Source organism: Amycolatopsis sp. lyj-108 (assembly GCF_046549005.1).
In the GTDB taxonomy this organism is placed as follows: Bacteria; Actinomycetota; Actinomycetes; order Mycobacteriales; family Pseudonocardiaceae; genus Amycolatopsis.
The window spans coordinates 272386-289142 of the sequence record NZ_JAJPWQ010000014.1 but is presented as its reverse complement, the minus strand read 5'-3'; the positions used below and the strand labels follow the sequence as shown (position 1 = coordinate 289142).

The window sequence follows — 16757 nt, the reverse complement described above, 5'->3', positions numbered from 1 at the left end:
GAATGAGCGGGGGCTTCACCGCGGCGACCGATGCGCTTTCATCGGCGTCGAAGAACATCGGAAAGCTGACCGAGCAGTTGCTCGAGGACAATCCGGATCTGTCGAGCACGCCGGTGAACGCGGCGGGCTTCGGCCAGGCTCACGGCGACCACGCGAAGAAGTACACCGATGGGGTGGCGGCGTTGTGGGCGTCGGTCCAGGGGTACAGCACCACGCTCGGCTCGTTCGGCACGAACCTCGGCACCGCCGGCACCTCCTACGGCACCAATGAGGACGAGCAGAAGAACAAGATCACCGAGACGGGGATGCGCTAGTGGCCACCGAAACCACCTGGACCGACGTCAAAGCCGTCCTCGACGACCCGGCCGTTCCCGCCGAGAAGAAGACCCAGCTCATCGGCTCGTGGATGCGGACGCATCCGGCGCCCCCGCCGTGGACGGCGGATCAGGAGCCGGAGGAGATCAAGCAGAAGCGCAAGGAAGCCGAGAAGTACGCGGCGTCCTACAACGCTCACCCGCTCCTGCCGTATGACGACGACGTCGACAAGGTCTTCAAGGACGCGAAAGGCGCGGGCGACCAGGCCAGCTTCAACCGGAACGCGGAGAAGAAGGCCGTCGACGACGGCAACAAGAAGCTCGACGACACCAAGGAACCCACCGCGGAGGGCGCCGGGACCAAGACGTCGGACGAGATCTTCGACGCCGCCGCGCCCGCGCTCAAGGTCTTCGAAACCTTCGGCTCGCTGCTGGCGAAGCTCCCGGAAGACTGCCGTGGCACCACTCGCGCGCTCGACTTCGAGAAGGACATCAAGAAGCCGTTCGACGAGCAGCGTGGCATCAGCTTCAAGAACTTCGTCGACGACGCCGCCCACTTCAAGACCGGTTCGAAGACCATCGACAAGGCCATCGACGACACCGGCTCCCAGTTGAACACCCTTTACGGGACCTGGACCGGAAACGCCGCGGACGCCTCGTCGGAGAACTACAACGAGAAGATCCTCCCCAAGGCCAAGAAGCTCTCCCAGACACTGAACAACGCGAGCGAAGCGACACTGCACACCACCGCCGCGGTGTTCAAACTGTGCAAGGGCAAGGCCGACACGGTCATCGACCTCTACAAGGAGATCGTCGGCAAAGCGGACTTCGCGATGGCGCAGAAGGTCATCGCCATCGCCGCCGGTGAGAAGAGCGGCAAAGAGGACCTCGGCGCGATCGCGGGCTGGATGGACGTCAACTTCGGCTCCAACCTGGTCCAGCAGTTGAACAACGACGGCTGCTGCGACGACGACGAGTTCAAGAAGGCGGGCCAGAACCTCGCCAAGCAGTGGATCCAGCGGCAGTTCATCCCCGAGATGTGGACCATCATCTACGAGGGATTCGCCAAGTCCTGCAAGGAAACCAAGGATTTCGTCAACCAGGCCTACGACGAGCTCGACAAGGTCATGGGCAAGGTCAAGAACGAGTTCGAAGGCGCCGGTGACACGGGCGGTGCGGGCGGTGCCGGTGGCACTGGTGGCGGACCTGGCGGCACGGGCGGCGGTCCCGGTGGCGGCGCCCCGGACTTCACCGGTGGACAGGGCGGTCCGGGAGGCGGCCCTGGCGGCGGTACCGGCGGCGGCCCGGGCACCGGTGGTGGACCCGGCGGCGGTCCGGGCAACGGCCCGGACTTCACCGGCGGTGGACCGGGTGGCGGCCCTGGCGGTGGCACGGAAGGCGGCTCGGGCAGCGGTCCGGGTGGCGGCTCGGGCCCGAGTGGGTCGGGGCCGGGCGGTTCCGGTCAGGGCGGTCAGGTCAAGCCTCCGCCGGTCCCCGAGGTGAACATTCCGGAGGGCGGCACGGGCGGGTCGCCGGGCGGCTCCGGCGGTGGCCCCGGTGGCGGTCTCGGCGGTGGGCCGGAGGCGAACAAGGATCAGACGTCGCCCTCGGGCTCGGCTCCGTCGTCGAACGGCGACGAGCAGAAGGCCGCGGCCGAAGAGGCGAAGAAGCAGGCCGCCGCGGCTGCCGAAAACGCGAAAAAGCAGGCTTCCGAAGCGCTGGGCAAGCTGGGTGACGGTCCTACCGGTGCCGACCTCGGCGGTTCCGGCGGCTCCGGTCCCGGTGGCGGCACCGGCGGTGGCCCGGGTGGCGGCGGGGGCAACACGGACGCCGCCGCCGAAGCCAAGGCCGCGGCCGAGAAGGCCACTGAGGACGCGAAGAAGCAGGCGTCCGACGCGCTGAACAAGATGGGCGATGCCCCTGGCGGCCTCGGTGATACCGACTCGAAGGACACCGATTCCAAGGCTGCCGACGAGAAGGCCGCGGAAGAGGCGAAGAAGAAGGCCTCCGACGCGTTGGACAAGCTCGACGATGAGCTGCCCGGTAAAGACGGCGACAAGCTGACCGGCGACAAACCCGGCGAGGACGGCGACAAGGCCGAAGACGGCGAACGCGAGACCCTCAAGGTCAAGCAGGGCGACACGACCTTCGAGATGACCGAGCCGGACAAAGACGGCGAGATGGAGATCAAGGTCGGCGACGGTTCCGGGCCCGCCAAGGACTTCAAGCTCGACTGGACCGGCGACGGCGACGAGTCCAAGCTGGGCTCCACTCCAGGGTCGGACGACGGCAAGCCGGACAAGGACGACGTCCACCGCCCGGGTCCGGACGGCAAGATCCACATCCAGGACGGCGATGTGAAGATCACCGCCGAACGTCCCGACGGACCGTCCGGGCCGACGGTCGTCACCGTTGACGACGGCACCGGCAAGCCGACCACGTACACGCTCGGCGAGGAGAAATCCCTCGCGGACAAGGCCGCGCAGCCGCTCACTCCCGTCACCGGCACGACGCAGCCCGAGCCCCGTCCGGCGTTCACCCCGCACCAGGGTGGCGGCGGAACGGTGCCTGACGGCATCGCCGCCGGTGACGTCAGCGGTGGCAGCGGTTCCGGCGGTGGTGGGGGCGGTGGTTTCGGCGGAGGCGCCTCGTCGCCTGCGGTGCCTTCAATGCCTTTCGAAACCGCGAGCCCCGCGACGGGCCAGTCGTTGTCCGAGGGCGTGCACACCGGCGGTGGTGCGCCGACCCATCAGCCGCAACCCGTGGCTTCGGGTGCGCCGTCGGCCCCGATGGGCGGATCCGCCGGTCAGTCGTTCGGCGGTGGCGCGATGCCGCCGATGGGCGGCATGGGCGCCGGTGGAGCGGGCGGTGCGGGCGGCGGCGACCAGGAACGGAGCAACCGCGCGTACCGGATCGAGGGCGAGGTGTTCGACCAGATCAACGAACCCACCGGCCGGATCACCGGCTCGCTGCTGGACGATGAGGATCAGTCGGTCACCCGTAAGCGGTGAGCCGGGGCAGGGGAGAACAGATGAGCGCCGATGACACCACCGGTATGAAGGCGACCCTGGATGGTCTCGTTCGCGAGCAGGCGGAGCGCCGGGCGCTGCGGGATCAGCGCGCCGGCGAGATCAAGGCCGGCGCGCAGGAGTTCATGACCAAACAGGTCCAAACCGCCCAGCGCTACGTCGAGCACCGGCGGGAATTGGGGCAGCGCAAGACGAAGTCCGGCTGGAGCACCGACCGGTCGCACGCGGAGCCGGGCACCGCGTCGGCGTTCGGAGACGACCCGGTGGACATGGCGGCTCCATTCGCTTCGGAGGCGCCACCCGCCGCCCCCGCCGGGCGGGACACCCCCCGGCGCGCTCCCCGCGCACGCCCGGCACCGGCGGACGACGAGGACGACGCCTTCCTCAACAACCGTTGGCGCGACTGAGATCGTGCGGTCAAGGCGGTCATCGAGGCTGTCGTGTTCGCGGGCGGGTCGGCGATCGGGCTGAAGGCTCCCTTCGCCGCATCTGACGCGGCGAAGGGAGCCTTAGCCCCGGTCAGGCGCGGGTTCGTGAGTGGCGCGCCGGGTCAGGCTCGCGCGGCGTTCGCCTGGATGGCCAGCCAGACCTCGTGCTGCTCTTCGGTCTTGGCCCACAGCGCCGCCAGCTCGTCCGCGCTGAAGTCCTCCAGCGGGATACGGAATTCCCGCAGTGTCTCGGCGAATTCGTCGAGAGTGGACAGGGTGCGGCGGTCGGCGTCGCCGCGCTTGACCGTGCGGGCGCGAAGGGCCAGTTCGCGGCCGTCGCGATGATGTTGCGCCACGAGCACCCTGGCGAGCGCGGAGTCCGGCGAGGTGTTTCGTGCCCGTTCGGCGAACTCGGCGATGTCGCGGGGTGTGGTGCGGAAGTCGGACGAGTCGATCGTGCCGCCCGGATGGTGGTGCATCCGCCAGGTTCCGGCGTCGAGGCGTTCCATCCGGAACGCCAGTTCTCCTTGCCAGTGCGTGCCTTCCCGTAACGGCAGCGGCTCGAGGAACGCGTCCCCGATCCCGGTGTCGGCGAGCCAGGATTCGCCGTCGACGTCGATCAGCAGGGCGATGTGGTTGCCCCATTGCCCCTCGCCACGGGTCGCGCGCAGGATGGCGCCTTCCACGATGGTCACGGTGAACCCGGCGGCCCGCAGCAGAAGTGCGAGCGCGCCGTTCATTTCGTAGCAGAGCCCGCCGCGGCCGCGGCGCGCGAACTTGTCGATCAGCGCCTCCGGGGTGAGCGAGATCGGCCTGCCCAGCTGGACGTCGAAGTTCTCGTACGGGACCCGCAGCCGCCACGCCCGGTGCAGCTTCCGCAGCGTGGCGGGATCCGGCCGGACGGGGTCGCGGTACTCCAACCGGTCCAGGAACGCGTCGATGGTCATGGATCTTTCCTCCAGTAGTAAGAGTAACTCTAAAATTAGAGTAGATCTAAGTTTGGTCCGGGTCCAGTAAGCTGTCGTCATGAGTGAACCGGTGGGCTTGCGGGAACGGAAGAAGTGGCGCACCCGGAAGGCGTTGATCGAGACGGCGTACCGGCTCTTCGAGCAGCAGGGATACGACCGGACGACCACGGCCGAGATCGCCGCGGCCGCCGAGGTGTCGACCGCGACGTTCTTCAATCACTTCGCGACGAAGGAAGATCTGGTCCTCACCGACGACGGTGAGCACATCCTGCGAGCGGGGCTGGACGTACTCGCGACGCGCGAGGCGGGTGAGGCGGCGCCTCGGCTTCTGCGGCGCGCGATGCTCAGGATGCTCGCCGAGGCGGGGGCCGGGCCGCGAGATCCGGCAGCCGATCCGGAGCGGATCCGGCTGGACCTGATCACGTCGGTGCCGTCGTTGCGCGCGACGATGCTGCGGCGCGCGTTCGACGCTCAGCAGCGGCTTTCGGCCGCGCTGTGCCAAGCCTGCGAGGGCGAACTCGACGAGATCGACGCCGCGGCGATCGTCGGCGCGGTCACCGGCGCGGTTTTCGCCGCCGGGCGAACGGCCCTTCGCCTCGGGACGCCGCTCGACGAGGCGATGCGGCGTGCGATCGATCTCGCGACCGCTTGACGCACCGTCGAATCACGTGCGGTACCAGGCGATCCCGCGATAGGTGGAGGTGTCCGCGGCGAAGCCGTAGCCGATGATGACGGTGCCGTTCGCGTTGATGTGCTGGGCCACGATCGCCGTGATGCCGCGAGGCGACGGGAGCGGGCACGGGGTCGCGTCGGCGTCCCAGCGAACCGGGCGCACCGTTCCCTCGCTCCCGGATTCGCCGACGACCGTCCCGACGTCGTCGATGTCGAAACACGTGCTGGCGAGGTCCGGCGGCAGGGGCCGGAGCACGGTGGGCCGTCCGTCGCGATCCCAGCGCGCGCAGGTGCCGTGCCGGTCCGGCGTCACACCCCAGCCGATCGCGACACCGTGTCCGGTGATCCGGACGACCTGTCCCGCGCGGAACTCCGGTTCCCCGGTCAGCAGGACGGTGCCTCCGTCCCGGTTCCAGACGACCCCGTCGCCGAGGATGGCGCCGGCGTCGGTGATACCGCAGGCCGTCGCACGGCGGGGCGGAGGCAGTTTGCTGATCTTCCCCGAGGGCGTCCAGCGCACCGCTGTCCGGAGCCCCGTGCCGTTCTTGGCCGATCCGACGACCTCGTCCAGCCCGTTCAGATCGTGGCCCTGGGTGTCGCCGCCGCCAGGCAGGGTGCCGAGTTCGACGGCTTCGCCACCGGGCTCCCAGCGCAGCGCTCGCCAGCGGTAGCCCGGCCACATCGCGTTCCCCAGTATCGAGCCGCGTTCGTTCACCCGGCACGCCGTACCGGACACCATTCCGGCGGCGAGTTCGAGCGCGTGCACCCGGCCGTCGGGCAGCCAGCACACGGGCCGGAGGTGTTCGCCGATGGAGAGCGAGCCCGCGATGACACCCGCGGCGTTGACACTGACCGCCCGGCCGCCGGAACAACCGTCGAGGATCGGCAAGAGGGTCGGACTTCCGTCGCGATCCCAGCGCACCGGCCGCGACCCCGACTCGCCCACGATCGTCCCGGCGTCGTTCACGCAGTACGCGCCGGTGCCCTCGCCATCGGAGAGCGGCCGCAGGCCGACAGCCGTGAAGCAGGCTCCCTCGGTCGTCGGATCGGGCACGAGTGGGCAGCCTAGTGCGAGCGCGCACGCAATGGGGAAAAGTGCACTGACCGGGTGACGTGCCCTCCACAAAGGACAGGATTACGGCGTCAGCACGATCCTGCCGAACACTTCGCCGTCGTCCATCTTCCGGTGCGCCAGCACGGCTTTCTCCAGCGGAAGCACCTCGTGCACCACCGGGCGCAGCTCACCACGGGCCGCCGTGGCGAACTGCTCCGCCTCTACCACGCGCCGATCCGCCTCCGGGATCGAATCCGCGCTGAAGGCCGCGAAGGAGAGGGACTTCCGGAACGTCGCCATCAGCTTCGTGCCGAAGTCCGCCGGTGGCATGCCCGCCACCACGCCGACGAGCACCATCCGGCCGTTCGGATTCAGCCTGTCGAAGAAGGAAGGCATGTCCACACCGGACACGATGTCGATGATGACGTCGTAACCCGCGGGGCCGTCCCCGTCACCGGAACGGTCGAGCACGTGGGTCGCGCCCAGTTCGCGCAGGCGGTCGCCGCGTTCGGCCGAGGACGTCGTGACCGCGACCGCGCTCGCGCCACCGGCCGCCGCGAGTTGCACCGTCATGATCCCGATGCTGCCCGCCGCCCCGCGCACCAGCACGGACTCGCCGGGGGCGAAATGGGCGTGGGCGAGACCGAAATGGGCCACCATGCCGGAGGTCCCGAGCGCCACCGCGTCCGTGGCGGACAGGTCGCCGGGGAGGGGCAAGACCTTCTCGACCGGGAGGGCCGTTCGCTCGACGTAGCCGCCGCCCTCACCGGTGAACGCCCAGACGCGCCGCCCGGTCCAGGCCGGATCGACCCCGGCACCGACCGCGCTGACGGTGCCCGCCACCTCGTTGCCGGGAACATGTCCTTCCCGGAAGCCGAAACCGGCGAGGGCCCCGCTCCGGATCACGGTGTCGACGCCGCCGACGCCGATCGCTTCCACGCTGATCAGCACTTCTCCCGCGGCGGGAACGGGGGAGGGTAGCTCGATCACGGCAAGGCCCTCGGGGGCACCGAACTTCCGGATCTCGACTGCGCGCATCTTCGTCTCCTGGTCGTTGATCACCGGCGGCCGACGCTAACGGACGCCCCCGTCCGTTTTGGCTAAAGTGAGAGTGGTGACCAGTCGTTTGTCTCGGATCCCGCGCTCAGATGCCTTGGACAACCGCGAACGCATCCTCGAAGCGGCTCGCGCGTTGTTCGCCGCCGAAGGGTTGAACGTGCCGATGCGGGAGGTCGTGCGCCGCGCCGAAGTCGGTCCCGCCACGCTGTACCGCCACTTCCCGACCAAGGAGATCCTGGCGACGGAGGCCTTCGCCGACCAGATGAGGATGTGCCACGTCGTCGTCGACGAGGGCCTCGCCGATCCGGATCCTTGGCGCGGCTTGTGTTCCGTGATCGAGAAGATCTGTGAGCTGCACTCGCGTGACAGAGGTTTCACCGCGGCTTTCGTGTCGGCCTTTCCCAAGGCGGTGGATTTCACCGCGGACCGCGACTACGCGCTCAAGGCGATCGCCGAGTTGGCCGGCCGGGCCAAGGACACCGGGAGACTCCGTTCCGACTTCGTGCTCGACGATCTGATCCTCATGCTCATGGCCAACAACGGGATCCAGGCCGCTTCGCCCGCCGCGCAGGTCGCCGCGTCCCGGCGGTTCGCCGCGTTGGTGATCCAGTCTTTCCAGGCCGTGCCGGAACAGGTGCCGCTGCCGCCGGTCGCGCGGCTGGCCCTCGTGATGCCGGGAAAGACCCTTTGAATCATTTCCGGCGGGCTTCGAGTCCGTCCAGGATGAGCTCCAGCCCGAAGGCGAATTCGCTCGTGTGGTCGTAGCCGGGCCGCATCGCGTGGCCGGAGATCACCTCGGCCAGATAAGGGAACTCGTCTCTTGGCAGGTTCTCCAGGATGTCGTCCGCCACCTTCGCGAGGTCGTCGCTCGCTGGGAGACTCGACTCCTGCAACACATATCCGCTGATGTAGCTGTCGATGAGCGAGACGGCGTGCACTGCCATCGGGAGCGTGAATCCCGCCCGTCTGAGGACACCCAGGACCGCGTCGTGGTGGCGCAGCGTCGCCGGCCCGGGATTGCGACGGGAGTCCATGAGGCCGAGTGCCCAGCTGTGCCGCGACAGGACCGCGCGCGCGGACGAAGCGCGGGCGCGGATCGCGTCGCGCCAATCGCCGTCTTCGGGGCCGGGCAGCTCGATCGCCGCGAACACCGCGTCGACGACGCCGTCGAGGATCGCGTCCTTGTTCGGCACGTGGTGGTACAGCGACATGGCCTCGACGCCCAGGTGCTGCGCCACTCGCCGCATCGTCATCGCCTCGACGCCGCCGCGATCGGCGACCTCGATGGCGGCTCGCAGTACGCGTTCTTTGGTGAGTGATCGGCGAGGCGGCACCTTGACAACCTTACAGGTGTAAGCCAGCCTTACGAGTGTAAGGCCATCGAGAGGAGAGCCCGATGCCGATGCCGAGATGGTGGGGCCACGTCAACAAACGGGTGTTCAACCCCCGCGCGATCGCCGGCGGGAAGTACCCGGTGCTGATCCACGTCGGCCGCGCCTCGGGGAAGACCCACCGCACGCCGCTCGACGCGCATCCCGTCGACGGCGGCTACCTGTTCGTCCCGGTGTACGGCCCGGACGCGGACTGGGTGCGGAACATCATGGCGGCGCGCGAGGCGCGGCTCCGGATCGACGGACGGGAAGTGGAGCTCGTCGGCCCGCGGCTCGTCGGCGAGGACGAGTTCCCCGGCGGTGTGAGCCGCCCGCCGAAACTGCTCCGCGTCACCGAATTCCTGCGGATGGACCTGAAACCCTGAGACGACCCTGCCGTGGCCTAGTACCGTGGAGGTAGGCGACGTCGTCCTCGAAGCTGATGCCCGCCACGGTGATCCTTCGTAGTTTTACCGGTATGAAACGGATTTCAGTGGTCATTGCCGCAGTCTGCGCGGCTACGCTCGTTTCCCCGGCCGTCGCGTCCGCGACGCCGCACTCGAAAGGCCCACTGCAGCGCGACGCCGACACACTTGTGGAGAACGGTTCGCCGGGTGTCTTGGTCGAGCTGAGCACGGCGAAGGGCAGTGTCAAGGTGCGCAGCGGCCACGGTGACCTGCGGACCAAGACCCCGGTGCCGTGGAACGGGCACTTCCGGATCGCCAGCTTCAGCAAGACCTTCTTGTCCGCGACGATGCTCCAGCTCGTCGGCGAGGGCAGGCTTTCCCTGGAAGACACCGTGGAGAAGTGGCTGCCCGGCGTGGTGAGCGGGAACGGCAACAACGGTGGTGCCATCACCGTCCGGCAGCTGCTGCAGCACACCAGCGGCCTGCACGACTACATGGCGGAACTGGATCTCTTCACCGAGAAAGGCTTTCTGCGCCACCGGTTCGACAGGCTCAGCGCGGCCGAGGCGGTGAAACTGGCGGTCGGTAAGCCGCCGGCGTTCGAGCCCGGGAAGAGCTGGGGTTACTCGAACACCAACTACGTGCTCGCCGGGATGGTGACCGAGAAGGTGACCGGCCGGGACTGGCAGCAGGAGATCGCCGACCGGATCGTCCGCCCACTGGGTCTGCGTGAGACCTCCCTGCCGTACACGTCGCCGTTCATCCCGGGCCCGCATGCGCGAGGGTACGACCGCTTCGTCGTCGAGGGCTCGAATCCGCCGGTGCTCGGGCGACGGGTGGACGTGACGCTGATGAATCCGTCGATGGGCGGGGGAGCGGACGGGTCGATCAACAGCACCACCGAGGACGGCAACAAGTTCTTGCGGGCGTTGCTGGGCGGCAAGGTGCTCTCGCCGGCGATGCTGGCCGAGATGAAGAAGACCGTGCCCGCGCCCGGGCTCGGCGCGTACGGGCTCGGCTTGGTGAAGTCGACCGCCTCCTGTGGCGACTACTGGGGCCACGGTGGCGCGCTGCCCGGCTTCCTGACCGGCAACGGCGTGACCGAGGACGGCAAGCGCAGTGTGATGGTCTCGCTGAACACGCTCACGCCATACCACCCCGGCGTCGAACCACTGGCGGGCGATCTGCTGAACCCGATGATCGACCACGCGCTCTGCGGCCGCGGCTGATCGGGCGGCTCCTTCAGCGCTCCCGATGGCCCGGCGTTCACGACATACCCACGGACCGCTACCACTCACGAGCCCCAAGTACGGGCTGCCTCCACCATGGCCCTGACGCATTCGGCGACCGCGGGCCGGGTTTCCCCCTGGGGCTGCACGGCGTAGAGCTGCCGGTGCAGGACGGGTTCGAGCGGCGCGCACACCACGGTCGGCGGCGCGATCGTGGTGGCCATACTCGGCACCAGTGTGACGGCGCCGAGCCCGGCGACGACGGCGAACTGGGTGCCGAATCCGCTGACCGTATGCCGCACCACCGGTTCGATGCCGCGTTCGCGCAGGGTGTGGCGGATCCAGGCGTTCGCCAGGGTGGGGCGGGCCCAGGCGACCCAGATCTCGTCCGCGAGGTCTTCGGCGCGCACCGAGTCCGCGTCCGCCAGGTGGTGTCCGGCGGGGAGCACGATCATCGCCGAGTCGTCGCGCAGGACGGTCCAGCGGGTGTTCGGTGGCCGGGTGAGCGGCAGGTTCTCCCAGCTCTCGACGACCACGACGTCGAAGACGCCGTCGGCGAGGGCGGGAAGCGCCACTTCCGGCTCGACCTCGTGCAGCCGCGCCTCGATGCCGGGGTGGCGCACGGCGAGGCCGGTGAGCGCGGGCGCGATGAACGTGTGCACCCCGGACGGGATGGCGCCGATCTCGACGACACCGGTCGTCGCCCCGGTGAGGGAGTCCAGATCGGCGCGGGCGGCGCGGAGCTCGGCGAGGACCCGGTCCGAGCGCTGCGCGAGCAGCAGTCCCGCCGGGGTGAGCCGGACACCGCGGCCGTGCCGGACGAGGAGCGCGGTGCCCGCCTCCCGTTCCAGTTTCATCAGCTGCTGGGAGATCGCCGACGGCGTCACGTGCAGCAGTTCGGCCGCGGCGGCGAGCGATCCCCGCCGCCACACCGCGTGCAGCATCCGCAGCCGTTCCACATTGGACAGATCACCACTCATTAGCCGAGCTTAACCCCGGCGGTAAGAGGATCTCGCTGGTCCTGTCCGCTGCCGTGCGATCGAATCGAAGTCATGCGACACACCGGAATTCTCGCCGATCCGCGCGTACAAGGAGTACTCGGAGCCCTCGCGATCGCCCTGTCCGCCCCGCTCGTCGCGCTGTCCGGCGTCAGTTCGACGACGGCGACGTTCTTCCGCTGCCTGTTCGCGTTGCCGATCCTCGTGCTGCTGGCCCGATCCCGGGAGCGAGGACACCGTCCCTCGCCTGCCGCGCGGCGGCGCCACGTACTGGCCGGTGTCCTGCTCGGGATCGACATGGTGCTGTGGAGCGAGGCGATCCTCGCCGTCGGCGCGGGGGTCGCCACGGCGCTGGTCAACGTCCAGGTGGTCTTGGTCCCGCTGGCCGGGCTGCTGTGGTTCGGCGAGCGGCCGTCGCGGTCGTTCTGGCTGTCGATCCCGGTGATGCTGGCGGGGACGGCGCTGGCCGGGGGACTGGCCGACGGCGGTGCCGCGGGCAGCGATCCCTGGTACGGCACGGTCATGGCCGTACTGGCGGGCGTGGCCTACGCCGGTTACCTGATCCTGTTGCGCCGCGCCGGAACCGAAGGCGGCGGCCGCACGACGATGCTCGCCACCGCGACCGCGGCTTCCGCGAGCGTGGGTGGGCTTTCGGGCCTGTTCGCCGGAAATCTCGACGTCACGCCGCCGGCTTCGGCGTTGCTGTGGTTGTTCGTGCTGGCCGTGACCGGCCAGGTGCTCGGCTGGCTCCTGATCGGAAAGGCGCTGTCCGCCCTGCCCGCGAGCGGCGGGTCCGCCGTGCTGATGCTGCAACCCGCCGCCGCGATCCTGTTCGGGGCCGCCCTGCTCGGCCAGTGGCCGACACCGTCGCAACTGGCGGGCTGCGCGCTCGTCGTCGTCGCGGTGGGTGTCGTGTCGCTCCTGGGCGGCCGGTCGTCAGGGAACCACCAGCACCGGCCAGTGCCCGGGCCTGATGAGCTTGGTCGCGACGGAGCCCGCGAACCGGTGTCCCGCCTTCTGTGACGCGCCGACCACCACGGTGTCGACCTGCCCGCGGTCGGCGGTGTCGCGAAGCGCGGTGTACGGGTCGCCGAAGGTCTTCAAGAAACTGACTGGCACTTCGAGTTCCTCGGCCGCCGCGCGGATCTGCTCGCGAAGTTCGGCGTAGAGCTGCACTGCCGTGTCGTGTTCGACTGTCGCCGCGACCGCGGGACCGAGCGACGGGCGGCAGACGAAGGCGACGATCAGCCTGCCGCTCTCGCGCCGTGCCATGCCGAACGCGAACGCCGCCGCCCGCATCGCCGTGTCGGAGCCGTCGACCCCGGCCAGGATGGCCCGCCCCGCGTGGTGCCGGGGCGGGCCGAAACGCTCCACAGTGGACTCGAAGGCCCTGGCGGCGTTCCCGTTCATCGCGCGCCTACCTGCTGACCCGGTCGGACGCCGGGGTTTCCGTCTTCGGCTCCACGTCGAGGGTGGTGCGCAGGGTGAGCGGCTTGAGCAGCAGCGCCGCGATCACACCCACGACGCCCACCGCCGCGGAGATCAGGAAGATGTGCGCGGTCGCGTCGCCGTACACGGTGTGCACGATCGTCTGGACCTCCGGCGGCAGCGCCTTGAGGTTCAGCGCGCTGACGCTTCCCGTCGACGCCTGGCCTTCCGGGACGTGCAAGGCGGCCGACAGGTCGGCGGTGACCCGGTTCGCGAGCACCGCGCCCAGCACCGAGACGCCGATGGTGCCGCCGAGCGACCGGAAGAACGTGACCGAGGCACTGGCCGCGCCCAGATCCCGCAGCGGCACGGTGTTCTGCACGGCGAGCACGAGGTTCTGCATCGTCATGCCGACACCGACGCCGACCACCGCCATCGCGATGCCGACCAGCCACAGCGGCGAGGCGTGGTCGACCGTGCCCAGGCCGAGGAAGCCGATCACCAGGGTGATCGTGCCGGCCACGATGTACGGCTTCATCCGTCCGGTGCGGCTGATCAAACGTCCGGAGACGGTCGAGGAGACGAGCACGCCCGCCATCAGCGGAATGGTCAGCAGGCCGGCTTCGGTGGGGGAGTAGCCGCGGCCCACCTGGAAGTACTGGCCGAGGAACACCGCGCCGCCGAACATCGCCATCCCGACGGCGAGGCTCGCGATGATCGCCAGCGCGGGGGTGCGCTGGGTGATGATGTGCAGTGGGACGACGGGTTCGCGGACCTTCCGTTCCACCAGCACGGCGAGCACCAGGAGCACGACGCCGCCCACCACCATGAGGGCCGTCTGCCACGAGAGCCAGTCGAAGGTGTTCCCCACGAACGAGACCCAGATCAGCAGCACGCTCACGCCCGCGGCGATGAGACCCGCGCCGAGGTAGTCCACCTGGACGTTCTCCCGGCGGACGGTCTCCAGCTTCAGAGTCCGCTGCAGCACGATGAACGCCGCCACCGCGATCGGCACGCCGACGAAGAAGCACCACCGCCAGCCCAGCCACGACACGTCCACGATCAGCCCGCCGAGCAGCGGGCCGCCGACGGTGGCGACCGCCATGACCGCGCCGAGGTAACCGTTGTAGCGGCCGCGTTCACGCGGCGGGATGATCGCCGCGATCACGACCTGGACCAGTGCCTGCAGGCCGCCGACGCCGATGCCCTGTAACGCGCGGGCGGCGATGAGCTGACCCGTGTTCTGGCTGAATCCGCTGATCATCGACCCGATCACGAAGATCACGATCGCGACCTGCACCAGCGTCTTCTTGTTGAACAGGTCGGCGAGCTTGCCCCAGATCGGGGTGGTGGCCGTCGCAGCCAGCAGGGTGGCCGTGACCACCCACGTGTACTGCGTCTGCGTGCCGTTCAGCGAGCCGATGATCAACGGCAGGGCGGTCGACACGACCGTCGAGCTGATCATCGCCACGAGCAGCGCGAGCAGCAGACCCGACAGCGACTCGAGCACCTGCCGGTGTCCCATCGCCCCCGGTGGTGCCTCCGCCGTCGTTCCCTCGGTCTTCATGGCGTCCTTTCGAGCGACAATTGTTGCTCATTGTGCAAACTTGCACAGTGGGAACTTTATTCCCCTCGCTACGCTGTCCTGGTGGACACCCTCGACACGCTCCGCACCCGCAAGAAGGCGGCGACGCGGCAAGCACTGCACGAGGCCGCGCTCCGGCTGGCGATGGAGCACGGTCTGGACGGTGTGACCGTCGAGGACATCGCCGACGCGGTGGGTGTGTCCCGGCGGACCTTCTCGAACTACTTCGCGAACAAAGAGGACGCGATCCTGCACGCCGACCGCGAGCGCACCGGGCTGCTGGTGTCGCTCGTCGAAGGCAGGCCGTCCGGCGAGAAGCCGTGGCAGGCCCTGCGCGCGGCGTGCCGGGAGCTGTACCGGGCGCACCCCGTCCCCGACCGCGAGTGGGTGGCGCAGCTACGGCTGCTGCGACGCCATCCGTCGCTGCTCGCGCGGCAGGCCGGTGACCAGCTCGCCCTCGAACGCGACCTGATCGCGGTGCTGCTCGCCAGGGGGCACGGCCTCGATCAGGAGCTGGCCAGGCTCACCGCGGCGACCTTCCTCGCCACCTTGCGAACCGGGAACGTGCTGTGGCTGGAAGGCTCCGAGGATCAGCCGCTGCCCGAGGTCGTGGACCGGTTGCTCGGCCGCGTTCAGCTCCGCTGAGCGAGGGCGTTCACGGGCGTCACGGGAGTCCGTCCACTCTGGACGGACCCTTTCAGATGGAGCCGGTGCGCAACGCGAAAGCGACGGCGTGCGTGCGGTTGTGCAGGCCGTAGCGCGACATCACCCGGTGGAGCACGTTCTTCACCGTGCTCTCCGAATAGGCGAGTTTGATCGCGATCTCTTCCGTGCCATGGCCATCCGCCAGCAGGCGGAGCACTTCACGTTCGCGGTCGGACAAGCCGGACAACGCGAGACCGTTGGGGATCAGCAGGTCCTCCTGTATCCGATCGAGCTGGGAGAGCAGGCTGCCCTGCAAACGCGGCGGCAGGGCGCCGGCGCCTTGGCTGACCGCGAGAATCGTCCGCACCAGATGCTCGCTGTCGAGATCGCGCCGCGGCAGCAGCGCGGCCATGCCGCATTCGATCGCCGTCATCAGGACCTGGACCGGGAAATGGTCGGTGACGATCACGCATCTCGGTGGCGCCGGGAGCGACGACGCGGCGCGAACCTGGCGCAGGAAAGTGAAGACCCCGTCGCCGATCGAATCCCCGACGGTCACGATCACTTCGGCCGGTCCGAGGTCGGTTTCGGCAAGCACGTCCAGCCGTTCGTCGGCGCCGAGGATGCTCGTCGTGCCCAGTCCGGCCAGTAGATCCGGCGCATGCACGGCGACTTTGACGCGATCGGTCCTCCTGCTGAGCTTCTCCCCGTGAATCATGATCGAAGTCCCCATCCGAAGCGCCCGGAACTCAGCGTGAGTAGCTCTTGCTTTACTTAGAAGCTATAACCTTCCAACGTTGCATGTCAACCGCCGGCAACGTCACAGGGCAAGACGCCCGAAAGACGGGAAAGGTTCAGTGCGCACGCGATCGGACTCGGCGAAGGCCGGTCACCGGGTCGTGAGGTCGTCCAGTTCGTCCGCGATCAACAGGCCGGGATCGAATTTCATGCCGGTGAAATGGCCGGCGAGTTCGAGCGAGAGCACGCCGTGCAGGCGGGTCCAGAAGGCGAGTGCGCGATGCAGGGTCGCGGACGGGGCCGGATCGTCGCCCGCCCAGTCGCGGTGGCCGTCCAGATGCTCGTCGAACGGGGTTTCCGGCTTGTCGACGGTGATCGCGCGGGACGCTTCGAGCAGCACGGTCATGACTTCGTTCGAAATGGCGGTGGTGTCGTCGGGCGCGTGGTAGCCGGGCACGGGTGTGCCGTAGATGAGGAAGTAGCGCTGAGGGTCGCTCCGGGCCCAGTCCCGGATGGTGACGGCGAGCCCGGCCAGGTCGGCACCGGCGTCGAACGCCGCCCGGACGGTGTCGGCCAGGCTTCGGTAGGCGTCACGGATCAGCGCGGTGATGAGGTCGTCGCGGCTGGCGAAGTACCGGTACAGGGCGGGACCGCTCATCCCCACCTGTTTGGCGATCGCGTTGAGCGACAGCGCGGGCACCCCGGCGGCGGCGATCTGCTCCCACGCGTGCTGCTTGATCTCCGCGCGCACCTGGTCGCGGTAGCGCTCCCGCGGGCTCTGCCCGTCCGCGTCCGTCATCGGCCCTCCCGCTCCGTCGGCCCGCAGCTTAGTT

General features: G+C 69.1%; 18 protein-coding genes. 9 read left to right on the top strand and 9 right to left on the bottom strand.

The genetic code is table 11. The annotated features are described in order from the left end of the window. Positions 1-2: 2 nt before the first annotated feature. From ACLJO0_RS38490 to ACLJO0_RS38480, 3 genes are read left to right on the top strand one after another with little or no spacing between them, the layout of a single operon-like run. Complete coding sequence (locus ACLJO0_RS38490) at positions 3-314, top strand: hypothetical protein (RefSeq protein ID WP_410584448.1); 312 nt, start codon at positions 3-5, stop codon at positions 312-314. Continuing rightward, positions 314-3325: a WXG100 family type VII secretion target gene (locus ACLJO0_RS38485; RefSeq protein WP_410584446.1), complete on the top strand. Its 3012-nt coding sequence runs from the start codon at positions 314-316 to the stop codon at positions 3323-3325. The genes ACLJO0_RS38490 and ACLJO0_RS38485 overlap by 1 nt, the downstream gene beginning before the upstream one ends. Before the next feature lie 20 nt (positions 3326-3345). Beyond that, on the top strand, positions 3346-3750 hold the full coding sequence (locus ACLJO0_RS38480; RefSeq protein WP_410584444.1) for a hypothetical protein: 405 nt from the start codon (positions 3346-3348) through the stop codon (positions 3748-3750). Positions 3751-3893: 143 nt separating this feature from the next. On the opposite strand, the gene ACLJO0_RS38475 is transcribed toward ACLJO0_RS38480, so the two are convergent. Next, the gene (locus tag ACLJO0_RS38475) at positions 3894-4718 is read right to left on the bottom strand and encodes an arylamine N-acetyltransferase family protein (RefSeq protein WP_410584442.1); all 825 of its coding nucleotides are present in this window, start codon (positions 4716-4718) and stop codon (positions 3894-3896) included. A gap of 79 nt (positions 4719-4797) precedes the next feature. Here ACLJO0_RS38475 and ACLJO0_RS38470 point away from each other — a divergent pair, with 79 nt between their 5' ends. Further along, entirely contained in the window at positions 4798-5391 is a 594-nt protein-coding gene (locus ACLJO0_RS38470; protein ID WP_410584440.1) for a TetR/AcrR family transcriptional regulator, read from the top strand. A 12-nt stretch (positions 5392-5403) separates the two neighbouring features. On the opposite strand, the gene ACLJO0_RS38465 is transcribed toward ACLJO0_RS38470, so the two are convergent. Both ACLJO0_RS38465 and ACLJO0_RS38460 read right to left on the bottom strand, forming a co-directional pair. Beyond that, entirely contained in the window at positions 5404-6465 is a 1062-nt protein-coding gene (locus tag ACLJO0_RS38465) for a hypothetical protein (protein WP_410584438.1), read from the bottom strand. A gap of 81 nt (positions 6466-6546) precedes the next feature. Beyond that, the gene (locus tag ACLJO0_RS38460) at positions 6547-7503 is read right to left on the bottom strand and encodes a zinc-dependent alcohol dehydrogenase family protein (RefSeq protein WP_410584436.1); all 957 of its coding nucleotides are present in this window, start codon (positions 7501-7503) and stop codon (positions 6547-6549) included. A 76-nt stretch (positions 7504-7579) separates the two neighbouring features. On the opposite strand from ACLJO0_RS38460, the gene ACLJO0_RS38455 reads away from it, so the two are divergent. Then, a complete protein-coding gene (locus ACLJO0_RS38455; protein ID WP_410584434.1) occupies positions 7580-8215 on the top strand; it encodes a TetR/AcrR family transcriptional regulator in 636 nt (211 codons plus the stop codon). 1 nt (position 8216) lies between these two features. Here ACLJO0_RS38455 and ACLJO0_RS38450 read toward each other — a convergent pair whose 3' ends face one another. Next, positions 8217-8858 carry a TetR/AcrR family transcriptional regulator gene (locus ACLJO0_RS38450; RefSeq protein ID WP_410584432.1) on the bottom strand — a complete coding sequence of 214 codons (642 nt, stop codon included), beginning with the start codon at positions 8856-8858 and terminating at the stop codon, positions 8217-8219. 62 nt (positions 8859-8920) lie between these two features. On the opposite strand from ACLJO0_RS38450, the gene ACLJO0_RS38445 reads away from it, so the two are divergent. Then, the gene (locus ACLJO0_RS38445; protein WP_125795191.1) at positions 8921-9280 is read left to right on the top strand and encodes a nitroreductase/quinone reductase family protein; all 360 of its coding nucleotides are present in this window, start codon (positions 8921-8923) and stop codon (positions 9278-9280) included. Positions 9281-9372: 92 nt separating this feature from the next. Further along, a complete protein-coding gene (locus ACLJO0_RS38440) occupies positions 9373-10530 on the top strand; it encodes a serine hydrolase domain-containing protein (RefSeq protein ID WP_410584430.1) in 1158 nt (385 codons plus the stop codon). A 65-nt stretch (positions 10531-10595) separates the two neighbouring features. Here the strand turns inward: ACLJO0_RS38440 and ACLJO0_RS38435 are convergent, their stop codons facing one another. After that, positions 10596-11510, bottom strand: a complete 915-nt coding sequence (locus tag ACLJO0_RS38435) for a LysR family transcriptional regulator (RefSeq protein WP_125795192.1) — start codon at positions 11508-11510, stop codon at positions 10596-10598. Positions 11511-11582: 72 nt separating this feature from the next. Between ACLJO0_RS38435 and ACLJO0_RS38430 the strand changes: the two genes are divergently transcribed. Then, on the top strand, positions 11583-12551 hold the full coding sequence (locus tag ACLJO0_RS38430; protein WP_410584427.1) for a DMT family transporter: 969 nt from the start codon (positions 11583-11585) through the stop codon (positions 12549-12551). Here ACLJO0_RS38430 and ACLJO0_RS38425 read toward each other — a convergent pair. Further along, the gene (locus tag ACLJO0_RS38425; RefSeq protein WP_410584425.1) at positions 12465-12938 is read right to left on the bottom strand and encodes a universal stress protein; all 474 of its coding nucleotides are present in this window, start codon (positions 12936-12938) and stop codon (positions 12465-12467) included. The genes ACLJO0_RS38430 and ACLJO0_RS38425 overlap by 87 nt on opposite strands. Before the next feature lie 7 nt (positions 12939-12945). Continuing rightward, on the bottom strand, positions 12946-14523 hold the full coding sequence (locus ACLJO0_RS38420) for an MDR family MFS transporter (protein ID WP_410584423.1): 1578 nt from the start codon (positions 14521-14523) through the stop codon (positions 12946-12948). 81 nt (positions 14524-14604) lie between these two features. Between ACLJO0_RS38420 and ACLJO0_RS38415 the strand changes: the two genes are divergently transcribed. Then, the gene (locus tag ACLJO0_RS38415) at positions 14605-15186 is read left to right on the top strand and encodes a TetR/AcrR family transcriptional regulator (RefSeq protein ID WP_410584421.1); all 582 of its coding nucleotides are present in this window, start codon (positions 14605-14607) and stop codon (positions 15184-15186) included. A 52-nt stretch (positions 15187-15238) separates the two neighbouring features. Here the strand turns inward: ACLJO0_RS38415 and ACLJO0_RS38410 are convergent, their stop codons facing one another. Continuing rightward, positions 15239-15904: a helix-turn-helix transcriptional regulator gene (locus ACLJO0_RS38410; protein ID WP_410584419.1), complete on the bottom strand. Its 666-nt coding sequence runs from the start codon at positions 15902-15904 to the stop codon at positions 15239-15241. A gap of 171 nt (positions 15905-16075) precedes the next feature. After that, positions 16076-16723, bottom strand: coding sequence for a TetR/AcrR family transcriptional regulator (locus tag ACLJO0_RS38405; protein WP_410584417.1), 648 nt, complete (start codon positions 16721-16723; stop codon positions 16076-16078). Positions 16724-16757 lie beyond the last annotated feature (34 nt).